Source organism: Microbacterium sp. DWRC1-3, assembly GCF_049896645.1.
Lineage (GTDB): Bacteria > Actinomycetota > Actinomycetes > Actinomycetales > Microbacteriaceae > Microbacterium > Microbacterium maritypicum.
The window spans coordinates 923,115-943,436 of the sequence record NZ_JAFCUS010000002.1 but is presented as its reverse complement, the minus strand read 5'-3'; the positions used below and the strand labels follow the sequence as shown (position 1 = coordinate 943,436).

Genomic DNA, 20,322 nt, shown 5'->3' with positions numbered 1-20,322 from the left:
CCGGGACCGCTTCCCCCCTGCATGCCACGGTGCCGAGCATGCGGAGAGAGGGCGCAGTTCCGTGTTCCGACGATGAGGGAACCCTAAATATTACATCGATTAGACTTATGCCCGCAAGCCCTGATCCGTCGACGGCAGAGACCGGGACGGCGTCTCGGATCAGCTGTCGAGCAGCAGATCCGAGGCACGGGGACTGAGGACCGAGTCGAGGACCACGCACCCGGCACCCACCGCACCGACGTCGTCCCCCACCACCGTGCCATCGACAGGAAGCGTGCGCACCGCGCGCGTCGCACTGGCACGATCGAGCCTGGCGGGGATCTCCCGCAGGTACACGTCGGCGAGCCGAGCCCAGAAAGGCCCGCCGAACACGACCCGATCCACGTCGAGCATGTTGGTCAGCGCCGCCGTCAGCACGGTGATGTGCGCAGCCGCCTGTCTCAGCACCTCGACAGCCGCTTCATCGCCCTCGGCCGCTCGCTCGCACAGCCGACTGAATCTCTCATGCACGGCGGCGACGTCGCTCGCCTGGCGGTCGTCGCCGAAGACACCCGCACGCTCCGCCTGTTCGACGATCGCCTGCGGGGTGCAGACGACCTCGACGCACCCGCGGGACCCGCACGAGCAGGAGGGCCCGTCCGGGTCGACGATGATGTGCCCGATCTCGCCGATGTTGCGCGTGCTGCCACGCACCGCCTCCCCGTCTCTGGCCAGGGCCGCGCCGATCCCGGTGCCGAGGTAGACGAAGACGAACGAGTCGTCGGCCGACTCGCGTCGAGTCCACAACTCCCCCACCGCGGCAGACGTCGTGTCCTTCTCCAGCACCACGGGCAGCCCGGTGGCCTCCGCCAACACCTCGCGCAGCGGAACACGGTGCCAGCCGACGAGCTTCGGGGGATCGATGACCGTGCCCTTCTCCACGTCGAGCGGGCCGGGGGCCGCGACCCCCACCCCCGCGATCCGCGAGCGATCCACACCCGATCCCACGATCAGGGCGTCGATCGTCGTTGCCATGGCCTCGACGATCCGGTGCGGATCCTCGGCGGGCGTGCGCACGCTCAGGCGTCGAACGATGGCACCCGACAGGTCGAGCAGCACGAATGTCATGAGGGCGGGGTCGAGGTGCACTCCCACCGCGAAGCGGCTGTCTGCGACGAGCCTCAGGGTGACGCGCGGCTTGCCAGGCCCGTTGATCGTGCGCCCGGCCTCCCTGATGAACCCGTCATCGAGGAGCCTCCGGGTGATGTTCGTGACGGTCTGCGCCGAGAGCCGGGTCGCCGTCGCGAGCTCGATCCTGCTCAACCCCTCGCCGGACTGGCGGATGGCCTCGAGGATCACGGACTGGTTGAAGTCACCCATACGCGGGAGATTGGTGCCACGACGCGTTGCCATCGTCCAATGATCCACCATCGAGGCGGATTCTTGTCCCCCAAAATACCTACAGACAATGTTTGCGCAAGCCATCAGACTGAGGGAGACGCTTCGCGTTCGGCTGGTCTCTCTGTCCCAGGGTAGACAGACGCTGATCGGCCACCAGCGGACGGTTTTCGGGTAACTGTCCGCACGGAGAGGGGCAGGCGGATTCGCCGCCCCTCTCCCACTCTCATCATCCTCGACTCCGGTCGCCTCCCCCGGCCGGGGCCGAGGACGTTCGCGAACCGCGTCAGAGGACCGGCATTCAGCGCGGGATCTCGTGCCAGAGGTCGACCGCATCATCGTCGCCGGACGATCGCGAACCGGCGCGGCCGACCACGGTCACCGCGATACGAGGGTCCGGTGACGAGCGGATGATGAGTCGAGACGTCTGCGCCCGGCTGAGCACCACCGCCAGTTCGTCTCGGATCGCTTTGCGGCGCGCCTCGTCGATACCGTCGAAGCCGCCCTCATCGAACACGGTGACGACCACGCCGCGCCGTCGCGCCGCCTCGATCGCGTTGCGCACCGCGTCGTTGAGGAGGTCGGCTCCGCGCAACTCGTCGCGCAGCCGCCCCTCGGCGAGACGTGCATCCAGACGTTCCTGATCGTTCAGCGCGCCCCTCGCCGCCACGACCCTGCTGAGGACCGGGCCGGCGACGGCCAGGGCGAACTGCGTGCGAAGACGCCGCTCACGCTGCCGGACCCGCTGCGTGGCGTGCCATGCGGACACCGCCTGCTGGATCTCTGCGAGACGCTCGGTGTCGCGCACCGCCCGGTCCCAGAACATCACGAGCAGTCGCGCGACGGCCACCCACATGATGGAGCCGACCAGCCCGAGGTTGAGCGCCACGACGAAGCCCAGCGACGCGGACGCCGCCACCACGAGCACCACGAGCACGAGCCAGCCGATCAGGGACCGCCGGCGAACGACGCACACGATGCCGAGCAGGCCGAGAGCACCGATGTACCAGGTCGCGAAAGGGGCGGTGCGATCCGCCGGTTCGAGCGAGAAGGTGACGAGCACGGGGATCACCGCACTCGCCAGCAACGCGAGGATCGCCGACCACATCGGCATCTTCACCGAGGCGCCGTCGCCGAGGATCGCGATGTTCACGACCACCAGGTACACGGCGATCGCGAGGACCATCAGCAGCGGAGCGGTCGGCTGCTCGATCCACCAGATCCCGCGGGCGACGAAGTACAGTGCGAAACCGACGGCGAGAGAGGTGGCGACGCTGCGCACGGTGCGGTTCACGAGCGCACCCATCCCAGCGTCACGGTGGTGCCGTGCTCGTCGGAGACGATGTCGGCCGTGCCGGCGACGCCCGCCATGCGCGCGAAGATCGACGCGCGGATCCCGAGGCGGTCGGCACCGATCGAGTCGACATCGAAACCCGACCCGGTGTCCGAGACCGTCACGACGACCCCTTCGTCTGCATGCCCCTCGACAATGATGTGGAGCCCGCGCCCGTTGGCATGCGACACGGCGTTGCCGATGGCCTGCCGCGCGGCGAGCACCAGCGCACGAGCCGCCCGCCCGGGGAGGAGGCCGATTCCTCCGCGCTCCTCGACGATCGCGTCGGCACCGAGCTCGGACAGGGCCCGACGCAGCTCGACGACGATCTGCGCCGTGCCGACGGGCTCATCGCTGCCCTCCTGTGCGACGGCGGCCTCGGTGTTCGCAAGGCGGGTGAGAGCCTCCCGCGCCATGGCGACGGCCAGTTCCTCCGCACGCTCACCCTCGGCCCTCTCGGCGGCGATCAGCGCGGCGAGGACGCTGTCATGCATCAAGGCGGACATCGCCGCCCGCTCCTCTTCCGCTGCGGCCGCTGCGGCAGCCGTCGAGTACGAAGCCACCGCCTGCCCCCTGGCCTCGTCCACGCCGGCGGCGACGGAGCGGAACATCCAGCCGAGCGAGACGATGACGACACCGAGGATGAGGGTGAACGACACATCGAACGCGGTCGTCACCCAGAACTCACGGGAGAACTCCCCCTGGACGAGGCGCACGTAGCCGTAGACGAACGGCATCCCGGCAGCCCACGCGAACTGGAGCCACAGCGGGAACGCGAGCATGGCCGCGACGACACCGACGTTGACCAGGAAGAAGATCCAGGGCTGGTCTCCCGCGCCCTTGTCCGAGGGGTCGACGACGGTCGGCCAGGCGGCGAGCGCGAGGACGTAGACCACGGCGAAGATTCCGGAGAAGGTGCGAACACCCCGGCCCACCACACAGGCCAGCAGCATCGCAGCGAGCGGCACGAACACCACGATCAGCGTCACCAGGTGCGCAGGATCCGCTGCGGACAGGGAACCCATCGCGGAGATCAGGGCCTGCGCTCCGAGCACGGCCGAACCGATCGCGACGACGATCGCGAGGATCCGTTCCATGCGCTTGCCGGTGAAGCGCTCGTACGCCGTCTCCGTGCTGCCGGGAGAGGGGATCTTGCTCCAGGCGTCGCGGATGCTCAGCGGCTCAGCGGCCACCGGGTGCCTCGTCAGCCGTGACGATCCCGTCCTCCATCGCTCGGCGCAGGAGATCGACCTTCGTCGGCGCGGGGCGCCCGACCTCGACGTACTTCACGCGGATGCGGGTGATGTTCTCCTTGGCGGTGGAGTAGGCAACGCCCAGCTTCTCGGCGACGGCCTTCAACGGCAGGCCGGTCGCATACAGGCGGAGCACCTCGCGCTCCCGTGTGGCGAGCTGCGCATCGGCGAAGGCGCGGTCTCCGTCGACGGCGCTCGCCCACTCGACGTTGTTGAGGGCCTCGCCCTGCGCCACGGTGCGGATCGCATCGAGGACGTCGTCGAGGGCGGAGGACTTGCTCACCACTCCGGCGGCACCGGCAGCGAGCGCCTCGCGCACGGCGGCCGGCCGATCGGCGACGCTGTGGATCACGACGCTCGCACCGTCGTTCACGAGGGAGGTCACGTTCTCGGTCACGGTCGTCCCGTCGCCGAGAGTGAGATCGAGCACGACGACCTCGGCAGGCGCCGCCGCGGTGGCGCGGCGCCATTCGAGGTACGACACGACGGTGCTCCCGGAGAAGACGACGGTCTGCGAGTCACGCGCGCACGCGGCCTCGAGACCGAGGCGAACGGACTCGTGATCGTCGATGAGTGCGACCGTGCTCATCCCCTCAGCCTACTGAGTCCCCCGACGAGCCGAGGATCGCTCACCGGGTGAGCAACGCGACGACCTCGAAGTGATGCGAGTGCGGGAACAGATCGAAGCCACGAAGGCGATCCACGTTCCATCCGAGAGTCCGGAAGGTGCCGAGATCGCGAGCGAGGGCCACCGGATCGCACGCGACATACGCGATGGCATCCGGCGCGAGCGCGTGAATCGCCTCGACCACCTGACGACCGGCACCGGCGCGCGGGGGATCGAGGACCACGGCTCCTGTGCGCCCGCGCTTCTGCGTGGCCAGGAAACGATCGACGCGCGCCGTCACCGCATTCACCTCGAGGGGAGCGAGGTTCGCGGCCGCGTGCTGGGTGGCGCGGGCGCTGGACTCGACCGTCACGATGTCGGTGCCGCCGAGATCGGCGAGTGTCGCGGCGAACAGACCGACCCCTCCGTACAGGTCGTAGTGCGACTTCTGCTCGTCGACGTGCCCGTCGAGGATCCCGTAGACGGCGGCATCGAGCACTGAGGCCGCGCGCGGGTGCACCTGCCAGAAGCCCGTGGAGTCGACCTGGAAGCGCCGGTCGTTGACCATCTCGTGGATGACCTCGGGAGTGGGACGCTTGCGGAAGCCCCTCTGCACCCGTGGTGCGCGCTCGGTCTCCTCGCGACGGATGATGCGCACCGTGCCGTCGGCGGGCTCGACGAGTTCGATGCGACCAGGGGCCTCGCCCTGCAGTGCGAGTGCCGCTTCGGCGATCGCCGGCCGTGCGAGCGGGTGCGAGGTCACGGGGACGACGCGGTGGCTGCGAGCGGCGAACGGCCCGGCCACTCCCGTGTCGTCGACGTGCAGGGTGACGCGCGTGCGCCATCCGAGGCCGTCGCCCGACTCCACGGACTCGATCTCGGGGGCCGCGAGGCCGCTGCCCGCGAATCGGTCCAGCGATTCGGTCAGCACACGCCGCTTGAGATCGCGCTGGTGGTCCAGATCGATGTGGCCCAGGTCGGCGCCGCCCGGGCGGTCCGCCGGATCACGGGAGACGTCGGCCTCCGCCCACACGTGCGGGCGGCGGTGCTCCGAGGCCTCGAGCACCTCGATTGTCTCCGCCCTCCAGAAGCTGCGGGTCGACGCATCAGCGCCCTCCTGCGGGGCGATCACGCGGGCACGCACGCGCTCACCGGGGATCGCATCGGAGACGAAGACCACGCGTCCCTCGTGGCGGGCGACGAAGGTGCCCCCGTGTGCGATGCCGGTGATGTCGAGTTCGAGCACGTCGGCTGGGGAGGAAGTCATTCTTCGAGGATACGGTGGTGGACATGCGCGTCTGCCTCGCCTCCACCTCCCCCGCCCGACTCATGCTGCTCCGCCAGGCCGGCATCGAACCGCTCACGGTGTCGCCGGATGTGGATGAGGACGCCGTCGCCGCCGCCGCAGAGGCGGAACGAGGCGCATCCCTGCCGCCGGCGGAACTGGTGCTGCTGCTCGCCCGTGCGAAGGCCGCGGCCGTCGCGCACGGTCTCGCCGACGAGGGCACCTTCGACGGCCTGGTGATCGGCGGGGACTCGATGTTCGCCCTCGGTGGGCGGGTGTACGGCAAGCCCTACACCCCGGAGGAGGCGACCAGGCGCTGGCAGGAGATGCGTGGAGCGACGGGCATCCTGCACTCCGGGCACTCCGTGTTCCGGGTCGCTCCCGGATCAGAGCCCACCGAAGCCACCGCCGTCGCCGAAGCCGCCGTGACGTTCGCGCACGACGTGAGCGACGCGGAGATCGCCGCGTACGTCGCCTCCGAAGAGCCGCTGCACGTGGCAGGGGCCTTCACTGTCGACAGCCTGGGCGGCGCCTTCATCACGCGGGTGGACGGCGACCCCTCGACGGTCGTCGGCATGTCGCTGTCGACCGTCCGCCGCCTGGCGGCCGAGCTCGGTGTCCGCTGGACGGACCTCTGGTCGTAGACTCCCCTCCACGTTTTCTCGACTTTCTTGTGGGGAGTCGTCAAAGGGATCGGGATCGTTCTCGCTAGGCTGGCAAGCATGCCTGCTATCGCCAAGGTGCTCATCGCCAACCGCGGCGAGATCGCCGTCCGCATCATCCGCGCCGCCCGGGACTCCGGAATCGCCTCGGTCGCCGTCTACGCCGACCAGGATCGCGACGCTCTGCACGTCCGCCTCGCCGACGAGGCCTACGCCCTCGGCGGCTCGACCAGTGCCGAGACCTACCTCCAGATCGAGAAGATCCTCTCGATCGCCCGCCGCGCCGGTGCCGACGCGGTGCACCCGGGATACGGGTTCCTCGCCGAGAACGCCGAGTTCGCTCGCGCCATCATCGGTGCGGGGATGACCTGGATCGGCCCGTCGCCCGAGGCCATCGAGGCGCTCGGAGACAAGGTGACCGCGCGTCACGTGGCAGAGAAGGTCGGCGCACCTCTCGCCCCCGGCACTCCCGGTCCCGTGGAAGGCGCCGACGAGGTCATCGCCTTCGCGAAGGAGTTCGGTCTGCCGATCGCCATCAAGGCGGCCTACGGGGGCGGCGGACGCGGCCTCAAGGTGGCGCGTGAGCTCGACGAGGTCGCCGAGCTGTTCGAATCCGCCACCCGCGAGGCCGTCGCCGCTTTCGGACGCGGCGAGTGCTTCGTCGAGAAGTACCTCGACAAGCCGCGTCACGTCGAAACGCAGTGCCTGGCCGACGCCGAGGGCAATGTCGTCGTCATCTCGACGCGCGACTGCTCACTGCAGCGCCGCCACCAGAAGCTCGTCGAGGAGGCCCCCGCCCCCTTCCTCACGCAGGAGCAGAATGACCTCCTCTACTCGGCGTCGAAGGCCATCCTCAAGGAGGTCGGCTACGTCGGCGCCGGCACGTGCGAGTTCCTCATCGGCGCCGACGGCACGGTGTCGTTCCTCGAGGTGAACACCCGCCTGCAGGTCGAGCACCCGGTCTCCGAAGAGGTCACCGGCATCGACCTGGTGCGCGAGCAGTTCCGCATCGCGGCCGGCGGCACCATCCACTACGACGACCCGAAGCCGCAGGGGCACTCGATCGAGTTCCGCATCAACGGCGAGGACCCCGGTCGCGGATTCCTGCCCCAGCCCGGCCCGATCCACGTCTTCAAGACGTTCGGGGGTCCCGGCATCCGGCTCGACTCGGGCGTCACCGCCGGCGACGCGGTCTCGGGTGCGTTCGACTCGCTTCTGGCGAAGATCATCGTGACGGGCAAAGACAGGGCGGAAGCACTGGAGCGCTCGCGCCGCGCGCTCGACGAGTTCGAGGTCGCGGGGCTCCCCACCGTCATCCCGTTCCACCGCAAGGTCGTGCGCGATCCCGCGTTCACCGCGGAGAACGGCGAGTTCGGCGTCTTCACGCGCTGGATCGAGACGGAGTTCGTCAACGACATCCCCGCGTGGGACGGCGAGCTCGAGGCGCCGACGCCTGCGGAATCGCGTCACACGGTCGTCGTCGAGGTCTCCGGCAAGCGTCTCGAGGTGAGCCTGCCCGATCGCGTCGCGGTCGCGGCCGGCACCGCCGGGCGCCCTGCCGCCGTCCCGCCGTCGCGCCGCAGCCACGCCACCACCGCCAACGCCGGAGCATCCGGTGACGCGGTCAAGTCGCCCATGCAGGCCACCGTCGTCAAGATCGCCGTCGCCGACGGACAGCAGGTCGTCAAGGGCGACCTGGTCGTCGTGCTCGAGGCCATGAAGATGGAGCAGCCGCTGCAGGCGCACAAGGACGGCGTGGTCGGCAACATCAACGCGGATGCCGGCGCCACGGTCTCCGCAGGACACCAGCTGCTCACGATCAGCTGACGCACCGCATCGACGCGAAAGGCGCCCCACCGAGGTGGGGCGCCTTTCGCATGTCTGCGTGGATCAGGAGATGTTCACGAGGTGCATCGCCCTGCTCGCATCGGTGATGCTGCTGGACAGCGAGGGGTACGCCGCGAAGACCCGGGAGACCTGGTCGACCGTGAGACGGCGCTCGACGGCGACCGCGATCGGGTAGATCAGCTCCGAGGCCTTGGGAGCGACGATCACGCCGCCGATCACCGTGCCCGATCCCTTGCGCGCGATGAGCTTGACGAAGCCGTCCTTGATGCCCATCATCTTCGCGCGCGGGTTCGCCGCGAGCGGGAGCTTGTAGACCAGGCCGTCGGCCACGCCGTCCTCGACGTCCTTCTCGCCGTAGCCGACCGTGGCGATCTCGGGCGCGGTGAAGATGTTCGAGGTGATCTTGATCTGCTCGAGCGGGATCACGATGTCGCCCAGGGCGTGGAACACGGCCGTGCGGCCCTGCATCGAGGCGACGGAGGCCAGCGGGAAGAAGTTCGTGCAGTCGCCGACGGCGTAGACGTTGGGGACCGAGGTGCGCGCGACGCGGTTCACACGGACGTGCCCCGACTCGTCGAGCTCGACGCCGGCCTCCTCCAGACCGATGCCCGCGGTGTTCGGGATCGACCCGACCGCCATGAGGCAGTGACTGCCGTCGACGGTGCGTCCGTCGGACAGCGTGACCGTGACGCCCTCGTCGGTGACCTCGACCCGGTCGGCGCGGGACTTGGAGAGCACCTGCATCCCCCCGCGCTTGAACACCTTCTCGAGAACGGCTGCGGCATCCTTGTCCTCGCCGGGGAGCACCTGCTCGCGACTCGAGACGAGCGTGACCTTCGCCCCCAGGTTCATGTAGGCGGAGGCGAACTCCGCACCCGTGACACCGGATCCGACCACGATGAGGTGCTCGGGAAGGGCCTTCATGTCGTACAGCTGGGTCCAGGTCAGGATGCGCTTGCCGTCGGGCTTGGCCGAGTCGAGCTCGCGCGGCGAGGCGCCGACGGCCACGACGATCGTGTCGGCCTCGACCCGGTCGAAGTCGGTGCCGCCCTGGCCCGTCGACACGATGATCGCGGTGGGCCCCTCGAGGCGGCCGTGTCCGGACAGGATGCGCACCCCGGCTTCGAGGAGCGTGGCGCGCATGTCCTCGGACTGCTGACCCGCCAGTGCGAGCAGGCGCTTGTTCACCGCGGCGAGGTTGATCGCGATCTCCGGCTTGAGCGGCCTGGAGTGATCGCCCTTCGCGTAGAAGTTCACACCGAGGTCGCTCGCCTCGGAGATGGCGACGGCGGCATCGGCGGTGGCGATCAGGCTCTTCGAGGGCACAACGTCCGTGAGGACGGCGGATCCGCCGACTCCCACGCGCTCGACCAGGGTGACCTCGGCCCCCAACTGGGCAGCCGCGAGGGCCGCCTCGTAGCCGCCGGGACCGCCGCCGAGGACGGCGACGCGCTGAGTGCGCTCGAAAGTGGTGGAAGACATGGAATCCATTCTCGCGCAATCCTGGCACCCGAGCCTGCACCTTCCTAGAGTGGATCCATGCCCGAAACGCACAGCAACCCCCTCGACGACCCGACCGCGAACCCGTTCGAGGTCGCCGCGCAGGCCGCAGCCGACATCGCACGTCTGACCGGTGTCGAGAAGCACGACATCGCCCTCACCCTCGGCAGCGGCTGGGGCAAGGCCGCCGACATCATCGGTGAGACCGTCGCGACGATCCCCGCGACCGAGGTCACGGGCTTCTCCAAGCCCGCGCTCGAAGGCCACGTCGGCACCCTGCGCAGCATCCGCACCCCCGACGGCAAGAACGTGCTCGTCATCGGTGCACGCACCCACTACTACGAGGCTCACGGTGTGCGTCGCGTGGTGCACAGCGTGCGCACCGCCGCCGCCACCGGCGCCAAGATCATGGTGCTGACCAACGGCGCCGGCGGCATCCGCGAGACGTGGACGCCCGGTCAGCCCGTGCTCATCAGCGACCACATCAACCTCACCGCGGACTCCCCGCTCGAGGGCGCCACGTTCGTCGATCTCACGGACCTCTATTCGAAGCGCCTGCGCGACGTCGCCCGCACCGTCGATCCGACGCTCGACGAGGGCGTCTACACGCAGTTCCGCGGCCCGCACTACGAGACCCCGGCGGAGGTGCAGATGGCCAAGCACATCGGCGGTCACATCGTCGGCATGTCGACCGCGCTCGAGGCGATCGCCGCCCGCGAGGCCGGCATGGAGATCCTCGGCTTCTCCCTCATCACCAACCTCGCCGCGGGCATCCAGCAGACCCCGCTCAGCCATGGCGAGGTGATCGAAGCCGGACGTGAGGCCGAACCCGTGATCTCCGCGCTCCTGGCGAGGGTGGTCGAGGCCCTGTGAACGAGGAGCTGCTCGCGCAGGCCAGAGCCTGGCTGCGACAGGACCCGGATCACGAGACGCGCGACGAGCTGGCCGGTGTGATCACCCGTGCCGCCGCCGGCGACGAAGGGGCGATCGCCGACCTGGAGGACCGTTTCCGCACGCGGCTCGCGTTCGGGACCGCCGGTCTCCGCGGCGAGCTCGGTGCCGGCAGCAACCGGATGAACCGGGTGCTCGTCGCGCAGGCCGCCGCCGGCTTCGCCGCCTACCTGCGCGAGAAGTCCGACGGACGCCCGCCGACAGTCGTCGTCGGCTACGACGGACGCCGCAACTCCCGCGTGTTCGCGACGGACTCCGCCGAGCTGTTCGCCGGGGCAGGTCTGCGCGCGATCCTGCTCCCCCGGCTCCTCCCGACGCCCGTGCTCGCTTTCGCCGTGCGCCACTTCGGAGCCGATGCCGGCGTGATGGTGACCGCGAGCCACAACCCGCCGAACGACAACGGCTACAAGGTCTACCTCGGCGGCGGCGACCACGGGTCGCAGATCGTCGCCCCCGCAGACGCCGAGATCGCCGCGCACATCCAGCGCACGGCCGACGCGGGATCCGTCGCGACGCTCCCGCGCTCCACGGACTACGAGACCGCCGGTGAAGAGGTCGTCGAGGCCTACATCGCCGCGACCGTCGCCGTGGCCCCGGCCCCGGCGGGCACCACGGGGATGCGGTGGGTGTACACCGCGATGCACGGGGTCGGCTGGGAGACGCTGTCGCGCATCGTGAAGGATGCCGGCTACCCCCAGCCCTTCGTCGTCGACGAGCAGCTCACCCCCGATGCCACGTTCCGCACCGTCTCGTTCCCGAACCCCGAGGAACCGGGAGCGATGGATCTCGCCTTCGCGAGGGCCCGCCGGGTCAAGGCCGACTTCATCCTGGCGAACGACCCCGATGCGGACCGCCTGGCCGTTGCCGTGCCCGATGCCTCGACAGCGGACGGATGGCGACGTCTCACCGGCAACGAGGTCGGTCTCCTGCTCGGCGCACGGGCTGCCCGCGCGGCGGCAGGAACCCCTGGTGCATCGCTCGCGTGCTCCCTCGTCTCCTCCCCCGGTCTCGGTGCCGTCGCGGCGCACCACGGACTCGACTTCCACGAGACCCTCACCGGGTTCAAGTGGATCTCGCGCGCCCCCGGCATCGTCTTCGGCTTCGAGGAGGCACTGGGCTATCTCGTGAACCCGGAGACCGTGCGCGACAAGGACGGCGTATCGGCCGCGGTCGCCATCCTCGGCCTCGCCGCGGAGGCACGCGACCGGGGAGCCACGCTCGTCGATCTGCTCGATGAGCTCGGAGAGACCTACGGGCATTTCGCGAGCGGCCAGGTGTCGGTGCGCGTCGAGGACCTCGCGGTCATCGGCAACGTGATGCTCGCGCTGCGCACGCTTCCTCCGACGCACATCGCCGGACGTTCGATCGCCTCCGCCGAGGATCTTCTGCAGGCAGCGCCGGGCCAGCCGTCCGGCGACGTGCTGCGGTACCGTCTCGTCGACGGATCACGGGTGATCGTGCGCCCCAGCGGCACCGAACCGAAGCTCAAGGTCTACATCGACGCCCGCGCGGAGTCGGCGGAGAGTGCGCGCGAGGCGGTCGCAGAGCTCGAAGCCGGAGTCCGCGCCCTGCTCGACGAGCGTTCCTGAGCATGCCCGTCCGACACCTCGTCGTCAGCGCGCACAACGGTGCGCACGCCCGACCGGTGGCCGAGCTGGTACGACTCGCGCAGTCCCACACCGCTCCGGTGACCCTCCGCACGGGCGACGGCACGATCGTCGACCTGACCAGTGTGCTGGCGGTCATGGACCTCGGGATCGCCTCGGGGGATTCGGTCGTGCTCGAGACGGCGCCCTCAGCGACGGCTGAGGCCGTTCTCGATCAGCTCGCGGAGGTGCTCGCTCCCCGCGGATGACGGGTGACCGCGGTCAGCCGTCGATCACGGAGACGAGCTCGTCGAGGAACGCCTCGAAGGTCGTCCCCTTCCGGACGATCCGCTGCACGCTCTCGCGCTCACTGAACACTTCGACCAGCTGCTCGAACACGGTCTGGAACGCCGCACGATCGCTCTCGCTGAAGGCCGCGAGCGCGACGACCTGCACGCGTCCTCCGCCCCACGCCGCAGAGCCGTCGGCGACGCCGATGGCGATGGCGGTGCGGCTCGCGGTCATCTGGAGCGCGTGCGGGACCGCGAGCGCATCCGTGAAGGCGGTCGAGGACATCCGCTCGCGCACGATGGTGTTCTCGACGTAGTCCTCGCCGATCAGCCCCGCCTGGACGAGGAGCCCGCCGAGGCGTCGGATGATCGCCTCCTCCCCCTCGTCCGGCAGCGGGAACACGTAGGCGTCGGCCAGGAAGTAGCGGGCGAGCTCACCCCTAAGGCGCGTGAGACGTCGTCCCCGACGCACCCGAGCCGCCGCCTGCTGGATGCGGTCGACGTCGGCGTCGGTCAGGAACGGCTGGATGCGCACGAAACGGTCGCCGGAGGACCCAGGTTCGATCGTGCTGAGCACGAGGTCGGTGTCGAACGACGACCAGTCGGGGTCGACGTTCGTCACGACGGTCGTGACCTCGATCGCCGAGCCCAGCGAGCGGTCGACGCTGGAGCGGAGCAGCTCGTGCAGCTCGTGATACCCCGGGCAGACGATCGTGGCGGTGAGGATCGACTCCGCCTTCCGACTGCGTTCGAGGCGCCCGCCCACGTGCATCGCGATGTACGCGATCTCATCGTCGTGGATGGGCGTGCCGACGCGGTCGTGCAGGCCGCTCGCGATCGAGACGGCCACCTCGAAGATCATCGGGTAGGTGGTCTTGAGCGACCGGGTGAGCGGGTTGCGGGTGAGGGCGCTCTCCTCGGCTCGCCGCAGCAGGTTCTGCACGTGGACCGCGAGGCGGAGGACGAACGTCTCATCCACGAGGTCGACCTGGAAGTCTTCCGCGGCTCGTGCGATCTCCGCGCGCACGGCCGCCTCGACGGCCGGATCCACACCGCTGCGCGCGACCTCGCGCGTCGCATCCTCTCCCGGCGCGACGATGCGGGTGAGGACCAGGGAGGCGAGATGGCCGCTGTCGCCCTCGCCGAGGACCACGGAGAAGTGCTCGAAAGCAAGGCGGGCGATGACGGTTCCGACGCGCGGGATCTCCTCGCGAGTACCCGCCGGGCTCGACTCCAGGGTGTGCCCCGCCGCGACCCGCTCCGCCGCGATGGCGATGTGCAGCAGCACGTCGGAGATCGCGAGCTCGTTCACGTAGTAGCCGAGCTCGCCGAGCTCGCGCACCAGTGACGACTTGAAGGGTCCGACCGCGCTCGCAGCGACCGCGGAACCGGAGAGCGCGCGGCGGAATGTCTCGGGATGGAAGGAGGCGTCATCCATCTCGTCATGGGCGAGTCTGCTCAGAAGACGACGCTGCGCCGTCTCGTTGCCTCGCAGCCGCACGGTCTCGCGCTCTCGCTCGAGCACCAGATCCGTCCCGTCGAGCAGACCGCGCACGCGCACCAGGTCGGCCTCGAGCGTCGCCTCGCTGACGTGCAGATCCTCGGCGGTGTCGAACACGTCGATCCCTCCGTGCTCGTCGAGCAGGAGGCGCACCAGCGTGTGCAGGCGGTCGCGCGGTGCGGACTCTCCGCTCTGACGCATCCGCAGCGCGCCACGGGCACCGGATCCGGCGCGATAGCCGGCAGGGCCCGACTCGATCACCGCAGCCCCGGGAGCGCGGGCGTTCAGCGCCGCGACATAGGAGCGGATGCTGCGCGGCGTCACCCCCATGAGGTCGGCGAGGCTCGCGGCCGTCGCCCAGCCCTCCTGACGCAGCAGCGCCGCGAGGAGCTGGTCCTGGCGCTGGCGCGACATGGTCCTCCCCTTCCCGCGTGCTGACCGCACTGTCTCGACGTGTTCTCCATGATGTCAGGTGCCCTGCGTCCGCGGGCGGAAGAGCCTGTTCCGCAGGGGCGGAAAGGAACGTGTTGGCGCCGACCCCTCGGCGGTTCCCAGACTGTTCTCAGGAAGGGTGGGCATCGATGAGGATTCTCGTGGTGTGCGGTGCGGGCGCATCGAGCACGTTCGTCGCACAGCGGCTGCGCCGCGCGGCAGCCGCTGCCGGTCTCGATTGGGAGACGGCAGCGGGCATGGAGTCCTCCGTCGCCGGCTCCGCTCACGACCTCGTCCTCGTCGGCCCGCACCTGGCCGAACGCCTCGCCGCGATCCGCGACCAGGCGAGCGCGCCGGTCGCCGTGCTGCCGGACGACGTCTTCGCCGACCTCGACGGCTCACGCACCCTCGTCTTCGCCCGATCGATCCTCGCCGCTGACGGCGAAACCCCGAAAGGAACATCATGACCGCCACTCGCACCGTCCGGATCGGCTCCTCCCACGGACTGCACGCGCGCCCCGCGAAGCTCTTCGCGCAGGCGGCCAAGGACTCCGGCATCGCCGTGACGATCGCCAAGGATTCGGGCAAGGCCGTCAACGCCGCCAGCATCCTCGGGGTCATCGCGCTGGCGATCGAGCACGGTGACTACGTCACCCTCACGGCCGACGGCGACGGTGCCGAGAACGTGCTGGACACGCTCACCGAGCTCCTCACCACCGACCACGACCAGGACGCCGCCGGATGAGCGAGCTGCGCGGGGTGGGGATCGGCCTCGGGGTCGCCCAGGGACCGATCGTCCGCATGGCGGAGGCGATGCCCGCCCCGGAGAACACTCCCAGCACCGCGGGTGCGGATGCCGAACGCGCCAGGGTGCGCGACGCCGTCTCGATCGTCGCGAGCGAGCTCAACGAGCGCGGGGAGGCCGCGGGAGGATCCGCGCAGGAGGTCCTCGAGGCACAGGCGATGATCGCCGAGGATCCGACGCTCCAGGACGAGGTCGACACCCGGATCGACGCCGGAGCGACGGCGGAGTGGGCCGTGCACGATGCGTTCGCCGGCTTCCGCGCCACGCTCGAGGCCGTCGGCGGCTACCTCGGCGAGCGCGCGGCCGACCTCGACGACATCGCACAGCGTGTGCTCGCCCGCCTTCGTGGCGTCGAAGCCCCCGGCGTGCCGAACCCGGGACACCCGTTCGTCCTGGTGGCGCGCGACCTCGCCCCCGCCGACACCGCGCTCCTCGACCTGGACCAGGTGCTGGCGCTCATCACGACCGACGGCGGACCCACCTCTCACACCGCGATCCTCGCGAGGGAGAAGGGCATCGTCGCGATCGTCGGCGTCGCCGACGGCGAGATGCTCACCACCGGCGAGACCGTGATCGTGGACGCGGCTAGCGGCGTCGTCACGCGCGAGCCGACGGAGGACGAGAAGGCGCGCGCCACGGAGCGCGCGGCTGCTCGCCGGTCGGCCGATTCCGCCCCACCGACTCCCGGCGCCCTCGCCGACGGCACGCCTGTCGCGCTGCTCGCGAATCTGGGGAAGCCCGCAGACGCGGCCGATGCGGTCGTTCGGGGGGCCGAGGGCGTCGGGCTGTTCCGCACCGAGTTCCTGTTCCTCTCCGCGGCGCAGGCGCCGACGATCGCCCAGCAGCGCGAGTCGTACCGCGAGCTGCTGGCGGCGTTCCCCGGCAAGAAGGTCGTGGTCCGGATGCTGGATGCCGGCGCCGACAAGCCGCTGGCGTTCCTCAACGACGCACACGAGGAGAACCCGGCCCTCGGTCTTCGTGGCCTGCGGGCGCTGCGCGCGAGCGAGGACATCCTGCGCGAGCAGCTCACCGCTCTCGCCGAGGCCGATGCGTCCACCGAGGCCGACCTGTGGGTGATGGCGCCGATGGTGGCCACCGTCGAGGAGACGGTGTACTTCACGACCCTCGCCCGCGAGTACGGGCTGAAGACGGCCGGCGTCATGGTCGAGATCCCGGCGAGCGCGCTGCTCGCCGACCGCGTTCTCGCTCACGCCGACTTCGCCTCGATCGGCACCAACGACCTCACGCAGTACACGATGGCGGCCGACCGCATGCTCGGCTCGGTCGCCGGCTTCCAGGACCCCTGGCATCCTGCCGTCCTGCGCCTCGTGCGCGAGGTCGGCGATGCGGGCGCGCGTCTCGGCAAGCCCGTGGGCATCTGCGGCGAAGCCGCAGCCGACCCGCTGCTGGCCGTCGTGCTGGTCGGGCTCGGCGCGACCAGCCTCTCGATGGCCCCGTCGGCGCTGGCCGATGTGCGACACGCGCTGTCCGAGCGCACCCCGTCCGAGGCGCGGAGCCTCGCTGCGGCCGCCCTGGCTGCCGACGATGCCTCCTCCGCCCGAACCGCCGTGGCAGCTCTCGCCGCGGAACTCCCCCTCCACAAGAAAGAGACGACATCATGACGACGACGTCACCTGCCGCCACCAGACCCGGCGGCCTCCGCGTAGGAGTGCAGCGCTTCGGCACATTCCTCTCGGGCATGATCATGCCCAACATCGCAGCCTTCATCGCCTGGGGCTTCATCACGATGCTCTTCATCCCGAAGGGCTTCTTCGGCGCGGAGAGCCCCTTCGGCTGGCACTGGGCCGGTGTGGCCGAGATCGTCGGCGGTGGCGGCGATTCCGCCGTCATCGGCTGGCAGGGCGCCATGACCGCAACCGCCGAGGCAGCCGACGGCAACATCCTCGCCTACGTCGGCCTCGTCGGCCCGATGGTCACCTACCTGCTCCCGCTGCTCATCGCCAACACGGCCGGCCGTATGGTCTACGGCGAGCGCGGCGGTGTCGTGGCCACGATCGCCACCGTCGGCGTGATCGTCGGAACCAACATCCCGATGTTCCTGGGCGCCATGATCATGGGCCCGATCGCTGCGTGGATCATGAAGAAGGTCGACAGCATCTGGGACGGCAAGATCCGTCCCGGCTTCGAGATGCTCGTGAACAACTTCTCCGCCGGCATCCTCGGCATGATCCTCGCGATCGTGGGCTTCTTCGCCTTCGGTCCCGTCATGCTCGGTATCAGCGCGGCTCTCGGCGCGGCCGTCGACTGGCTCGTCGCGCTGCAGCTGCTGCCGCTCGTGTCGATCATCGTAGAGCCGGCGAAGGTGCTGTTCCTCAACAACGCCATCAACCACGGCGTGTTCACCCCGCTCGGCATCGAGCAGGCGGCGGAGACCGGCAAGTCGATCCTGTTCCTCATCGAGGCGAACCCCGGCCCCGGCCTCGGCCTGCTGCTCGCCTTCACGTTCTTCGGCGTCGGCGCCGCCAAGGGATCCGCACCGGGCGCGGCCATCATCCAGTTCTTCGGTGGCATCCACGAGATCTACTTCCCGTACGCCCTGAGCAAGCCGACCACGATCCTCGCCCTCATCGCGGGTGGCGCGGCCGGAGTCACCACGAACATGGTCCTCGGCGGCGGTCTGGCCTTCCCGGCAGCGCCGGGCAGCATCATCGCGGTCACGTTCGCAGCCCTCGGGGCCGGCGTCGGCAACCTGGTGGTCGTGTATCTGTCGGTGCTGATCGCCGCCACCGTCACCTTCCTCATCACCGGCGTGATCCTGCGCGCGTCCCGCAAGCGCGACCTCGAGGCCGAGGGTGACACCTTCGGCGCCGCGATCGCACAGACCGAGGCGAACAAGGGCAAGTCGTCGGCAGCCATGGATGCGCTGCGCTCCTCGACGTCGAGCACGACCGCCGAGGCCGTTGCCACCCCGAGCTCCACGGCGGTCGCGACCGCGCCGATCGAGCGCATCGTGTTCGCGTGCGATGCCGGCATGGGATCGTCCGCGATGGGCGCCAGCGTGCTGCGCAACAAGCTCAAGAAGGCCGGCATCGAGGACATCACGGTCACCAACCAGGCGATCGCGAACCTCGACGGAACGGCCGACGTGGTGATCACGCAGCAGCAGCTCACCGAGCGCGCCACCGCGAAGTCGCCGAACTCGGTCCACGTGTCGGTCGACAACTTCATGAACTCGCCCAAGTACGAAGAGGTCGTCGAGATGGTGCGACAGCAGCGAAAGGAAAGCGAATGAGCGTTCTCACCCCCGAACAGGTCCGCATCCACCCCGGAGGCGCATCGCGGGACGAAGCTCTCCAGGAGGCGACCGACATCCTCGTCGCCGCCGGAGCCGTCACCCCGGCCTACGTCGACGCGATGCGACAGCGCGAGGAGACCGTCTCGACCTTCATGGGCAACGGGCTGGCGATCCCGCACGGCACCAACGATGCGAAGGATACGATCCTCGCCTCCGCGCTCTCCGTCGTCCGCTATGACGGCGGTGTGGACTGGTCCGGCGACCCGGCCACGTTCGTGATCGGCATCGCCGGAGTGGGCGACGAGCATCTGGAGATGCTCTCCCGGATCGCGATCCTGTTCTCGGAGGAAGACGATGTGGCACGGCTCTCCGCGGCGAAGACCTCGGAGGAGCTCTACGCCCTCCTCTCGGAGGTGAACGAAGGATGAAGGCGGTCCACTTCGGGGCGGGCAACATCGGGCGCGGATTCGTCGGTCTGCTGCTGCGCGAGGGCGGGTACGAGGTCGTGTTCTCTGACGTCGCCGATGCGCTGGTCGATGCGATCAACGCGGTCGACTCGTACACCGTGCACGAGGCCGGCCCCGGAGGGACCGATCAGGTCGTCACCGGATTCCGGGCGGTGAACAGCCGGACGGACCCCGCCGTCGTGGCCGAGGAGGTCGCATCGGCCGACGTCGTCACCACAGCGGTGGGGCCGACCGTGCTGCGCTTCGTGGCCCCGTCGATCGTCGCGGGGCTCGCCTTGCGCTCCCCCGATGCCGCACCTCTGCAGGTGATGGCGTGCGAGAACGCGATCGGCGCCACCGATCTGCTCCGCCGTGAGATCGTGACGGCCGCAGGACCGGATGCCGAGACTCTGCTCGCCCGAGCGGTCTTCGCGAACACGGCGGTGGACCGCATCGTCCCGGCGCAGCCGGAGGGGTCGGGCGTCGACGTCACGGTCGAGCCCTACTTCGAATGGGCCATCGAGTCGGGACCGTTCGGTGCGAACCTGCCGAACATCCCCGGTGCGCACTTCGTCGACGATCTGGCCCCGTACATCGAGCGCAAGCTGTTCACGGTGAACACGGGCCATGCGGCTACCGCGTACTTCGGAGCCCGCGCCGGCATCGAACGCATCTCGGATGCTCTGGCGGACCCCGCCATCGCGGCGAGCGTCTCGGCGGCTCTCGAGGAGACGTCGGCGGTTCTGGTCGCCGAGCACGGCTTGGACCCGGACGATCTCGCCGGCTACCGTGCGACGATCCTCGACCGGTTCCGCAACCCCGCGCTCATCGACACCGTCCAGCGCGTCGGTCGCCAACCGCTGCGCAAGATCTCCCGGCACGAGCGCTTCGTGGGTCCTGCCGCCATGGCCGCGGAGCGCGGCCTGCCCACCGAGGCTCTGGTCGCGGCCGTCTCGGCGGCGCTCGAATTCGACGACCCGGCGGACGAGCAGTCGGTCGAGCTGCAGCAGTTGCTGCGGACCGAGGACCCTGACGCTCTCACCACGAGGACGACGGGCCTCGACCCCGAGCATCCGCTGTTCCGCTCGGTCCGCGACGCCGTCGCCGCCCGGCAGCACGGCCTCGAGGTCGCCTGACCCACAGCTCATCCACGCCCCCGCGCTGCCGATACGATCGGTGGGCGGGGGCGT

Annotated in this window: 18 protein-coding genes; 11 read left to right on the top strand and 7 right to left on the bottom strand. The window is 69.9% G+C overall.

Annotation, left to right across the window (positions count from 1 at the left end):
• Positions 1–159 precede the first annotated feature (159 nt).
• The 5 genes from ACP699_RS17190 to ACP699_RS17170 all read right to left on the bottom strand — a co-directional run bounded on the left by ACP699_RS17190 (position 160) and on the right by ACP699_RS17170 (position 5,837).
• Positions 160–1,359, bottom strand: a complete 1,200-nt coding sequence (locus tag ACP699_RS17190; protein WP_127483367.1) for an ROK family transcriptional regulator — start codon at positions 1,357–1,359, stop codon at positions 160–162.
• A 319-nt stretch (positions 1,360–1,678) separates the two neighbouring features.
• Positions 1,679–2,671 carry a hypothetical protein gene (locus tag ACP699_RS17185; protein WP_229778878.1) on the bottom strand — a complete coding sequence of 331 codons (993 nt, stop codon included), beginning with the start codon at positions 2,669–2,671 and terminating at the stop codon, positions 1,679–1,681.
• The gene (locus tag ACP699_RS17180; RefSeq protein ID WP_426172481.1) at positions 2,668–3,903 is read right to left on the bottom strand and encodes an ATP-binding protein; all 1,236 of its coding nucleotides are present in this window, start codon (positions 3,901–3,903) and stop codon (positions 2,668–2,670) included. The genes ACP699_RS17185 and ACP699_RS17180 overlap by 4 nt, the downstream gene beginning before the upstream one ends.
• Positions 3,893–4,552, bottom strand: coding sequence for a response regulator (locus ACP699_RS17175; RefSeq protein WP_055870922.1), 660 nt, complete (start codon positions 4,550–4,552; stop codon positions 3,893–3,895). Before ACP699_RS17175 ends, ACP699_RS17180 begins: the two co-directional genes overlap by 11 nt.
• Positions 4,553–4,592: 40 nt before the next feature.
• Positions 4,593–5,837, bottom strand: coding sequence for a class I SAM-dependent RNA methyltransferase (locus ACP699_RS17170; protein WP_426172479.1), 1,245 nt, complete (start codon positions 5,835–5,837; stop codon positions 4,593–4,595).
• A gap of 23 nt (positions 5,838–5,860) precedes the next feature.
• On the opposite strand from ACP699_RS17170, the gene ACP699_RS17165 reads away from it, so the two are divergent.
• On the top strand, positions 5,861–6,499 hold the full coding sequence (locus tag ACP699_RS17165) for a Maf family protein (RefSeq protein ID WP_055877951.1): 639 nt from the start codon (positions 5,861–5,863) through the stop codon (positions 6,497–6,499).
• Between the two features lie 78 nt (positions 6,500–6,577).
• On the top strand, positions 6,578–8,344 hold the full coding sequence (locus ACP699_RS17160) for an acetyl/propionyl/methylcrotonyl-CoA carboxylase subunit alpha (protein WP_426172477.1): 1,767 nt from the start codon (positions 6,578–6,580) through the stop codon (positions 8,342–8,344).
• Between the two features lie 63 nt (positions 8,345–8,407).
• Here ACP699_RS17160 and ACP699_RS17155 read toward each other — a convergent pair whose 3' ends face one another.
• Positions 8,408–9,856, bottom strand: a complete 1,449-nt coding sequence (locus tag ACP699_RS17155; protein WP_055870910.1) for an NAD(P)H-quinone dehydrogenase — start codon at positions 9,854–9,856, stop codon at positions 8,408–8,410.
• Between the two features lie 48 nt (positions 9,857–9,904).
• Between ACP699_RS17155 and ACP699_RS17150 the strand changes: the two genes are divergently transcribed.
• The 3 genes from ACP699_RS17150 to ACP699_RS17140 are packed head-to-tail and all read left to right on the top strand — an operon-like array spanning position 9,905 to position 12,671.
• Positions 9,905–10,738: a purine-nucleoside phosphorylase gene (locus ACP699_RS17150; RefSeq protein ID WP_017828488.1), complete on the top strand. Its 834-nt coding sequence runs from the start codon at positions 9,905–9,907 to the stop codon at positions 10,736–10,738.
• On the top strand, positions 10,735–12,405 hold the full coding sequence (locus tag ACP699_RS17145; protein ID WP_426172474.1) for a phospho-sugar mutase: 1,671 nt from the start codon (positions 10,735–10,737) through the stop codon (positions 12,403–12,405). The genes ACP699_RS17150 and ACP699_RS17145 overlap by 4 nt, the downstream gene beginning before the upstream one ends.
• Before the next feature lie 2 nt (positions 12,406–12,407).
• Positions 12,408–12,671, top strand: a complete 264-nt coding sequence (locus ACP699_RS17140; protein ID WP_017828486.1) for an HPr family phosphocarrier protein — start codon at positions 12,408–12,410, stop codon at positions 12,669–12,671.
• Positions 12,672–12,684: 13 nt separating this feature from the next.
• On the opposite strand, the gene ACP699_RS17135 is transcribed toward ACP699_RS17140, so the two are convergent.
• Complete coding sequence (locus ACP699_RS17135) at positions 12,685–14,607, bottom strand: BglG family transcription antiterminator (RefSeq protein WP_426172472.1); 1,923 nt, start codon at positions 14,605–14,607, stop codon at positions 12,685–12,687.
• A gap of 167 nt (positions 14,608–14,774) precedes the next feature.
• Here ACP699_RS17135 and ACP699_RS17130 point away from each other — a divergent pair, with 167 nt between their 5' ends.
• The 6 genes from ACP699_RS17130 to ACP699_RS17105 are packed head-to-tail and all read left to right on the top strand — an operon-like array spanning position 14,775 to position 20,268.
• Complete coding sequence (locus ACP699_RS17130) at positions 14,775–15,092, top strand: PTS sugar transporter subunit IIB (protein ID WP_141386267.1); 318 nt, start codon at positions 14,775–14,777, stop codon at positions 15,090–15,092.
• Positions 15,089–15,370, top strand: coding sequence for an HPr family phosphocarrier protein (locus tag ACP699_RS17125; RefSeq protein WP_055877714.1), 282 nt, complete (start codon positions 15,089–15,091; stop codon positions 15,368–15,370). The genes ACP699_RS17130 and ACP699_RS17125 overlap by 4 nt, the downstream gene beginning before the upstream one ends.
• A complete protein-coding gene (gene ptsP / locus ACP699_RS17120; RefSeq protein ID WP_426172469.1) occupies positions 15,367–17,052 on the top strand; it encodes a phosphoenolpyruvate--protein phosphotransferase in 1,686 nt (561 codons plus the stop codon). Before ACP699_RS17125 ends, ptsP begins: the two co-directional genes overlap by 4 nt.
• Complete coding sequence (locus tag ACP699_RS17115; RefSeq protein WP_426172467.1) at positions 17,049–18,683, top strand: PTS mannitol transporter subunit IICB; 1,635 nt, start codon at positions 17,049–17,051, stop codon at positions 18,681–18,683. The genes ptsP and ACP699_RS17115 overlap by 4 nt, the downstream gene beginning before the upstream one ends.
• On the top strand, positions 18,680–19,114 hold the full coding sequence (locus tag ACP699_RS17110; protein ID WP_426172465.1) for a PTS sugar transporter subunit IIA: 435 nt from the start codon (positions 18,680–18,682) through the stop codon (positions 19,112–19,114). Before ACP699_RS17115 ends, ACP699_RS17110 begins: the two co-directional genes overlap by 4 nt.
• A complete protein-coding gene (locus ACP699_RS17105; RefSeq protein WP_426172463.1) occupies positions 19,111–20,268 on the top strand; it encodes a mannitol-1-phosphate 5-dehydrogenase in 1,158 nt (385 codons plus the stop codon). Before ACP699_RS17110 ends, ACP699_RS17105 begins: the two co-directional genes overlap by 4 nt.
• Positions 20,269–20,322 lie beyond the last annotated feature (54 nt).

What these genes read in the sequence shown, in the direction of transcription:
- ACP699_RS17190 (WP_127483367.1), bottom strand. Translation starts at nt 1,359, where the DNA reads ATGGGTGACTTCAACCAGTCCGTGATCCTCGAGGCCATCCGCCAGTCC.
- ACP699_RS17175 (WP_055870922.1), bottom strand. Translation starts at nt 4,552, where the DNA reads ATGAGCACGGTCGCACTCATCGACGATCACGAGTCCGTTCGCCTCGGT.
- ACP699_RS17170 (WP_426172479.1), bottom strand. Translation starts at nt 5,837, where the DNA reads ATGACTTCCTCCCCAGCCGACGTGCTCGAACTCGACATCACCGGCATC.
- ACP699_RS17165 (WP_055877951.1), top strand. Translation starts at nt 5,861, where the DNA reads ATGCGCGTCTGCCTCGCCTCCACCTCCCCCGCCCGACTCATGCTGCTC.
- ACP699_RS17160 (WP_426172477.1), top strand. Translation starts at nt 6,578, where the DNA reads ATGCCTGCTATCGCCAAGGTGCTCATCGCCAACCGCGGCGAGATCGCC.
- ACP699_RS17155 (WP_055870910.1), bottom strand. Translation starts at nt 9,856, where the DNA reads ATGGATTCCATGTCTTCCACCACTTTCGAGCGCACTCAGCGCGTCGCC.
- ACP699_RS17150 (WP_017828488.1), top strand. Translation starts at nt 9,905, where the DNA reads ATGCCCGAAACGCACAGCAACCCCCTCGACGACCCGACCGCGAACCCG.
- ACP699_RS17140 (WP_017828486.1), top strand. Translation starts at nt 12,408, where the DNA reads ATGCCCGTCCGACACCTCGTCGTCAGCGCGCACAACGGTGCGCACGCC.
- ACP699_RS17135 (WP_426172472.1), bottom strand. Translation starts at nt 14,607, where the DNA reads ATGTCGCGCCAGCGCCAGGACCAGCTCCTCGCGGCGCTGCTGCGTCAG.
- ACP699_RS17130 (WP_141386267.1), top strand. Translation starts at nt 14,775, where the DNA reads ATGAGGATTCTCGTGGTGTGCGGTGCGGGCGCATCGAGCACGTTCGTC.
- ACP699_RS17125 (WP_055877714.1), top strand. Translation starts at nt 15,089, where the DNA reads ATGACCGCCACTCGCACCGTCCGGATCGGCTCCTCCCACGGACTGCAC.
- ptsP (WP_426172469.1), top strand. Translation starts at nt 15,367, where the DNA reads ATGAGCGAGCTGCGCGGGGTGGGGATCGGCCTCGGGGTCGCCCAGGGA.
- ACP699_RS17115 (WP_426172467.1), top strand. Translation starts at nt 17,049, where the DNA reads ATGACGACGACGTCACCTGCCGCCACCAGACCCGGCGGCCTCCGCGTA.
- ACP699_RS17110 (WP_426172465.1), top strand. Translation starts at nt 18,680, where the DNA reads ATGAGCGTTCTCACCCCCGAACAGGTCCGCATCCACCCCGGAGGCGCA.
- ACP699_RS17105 (WP_426172463.1), top strand. Translation starts at nt 19,111, where the DNA reads ATGAAGGCGGTCCACTTCGGGGCGGGCAACATCGGGCGCGGATTCGTC.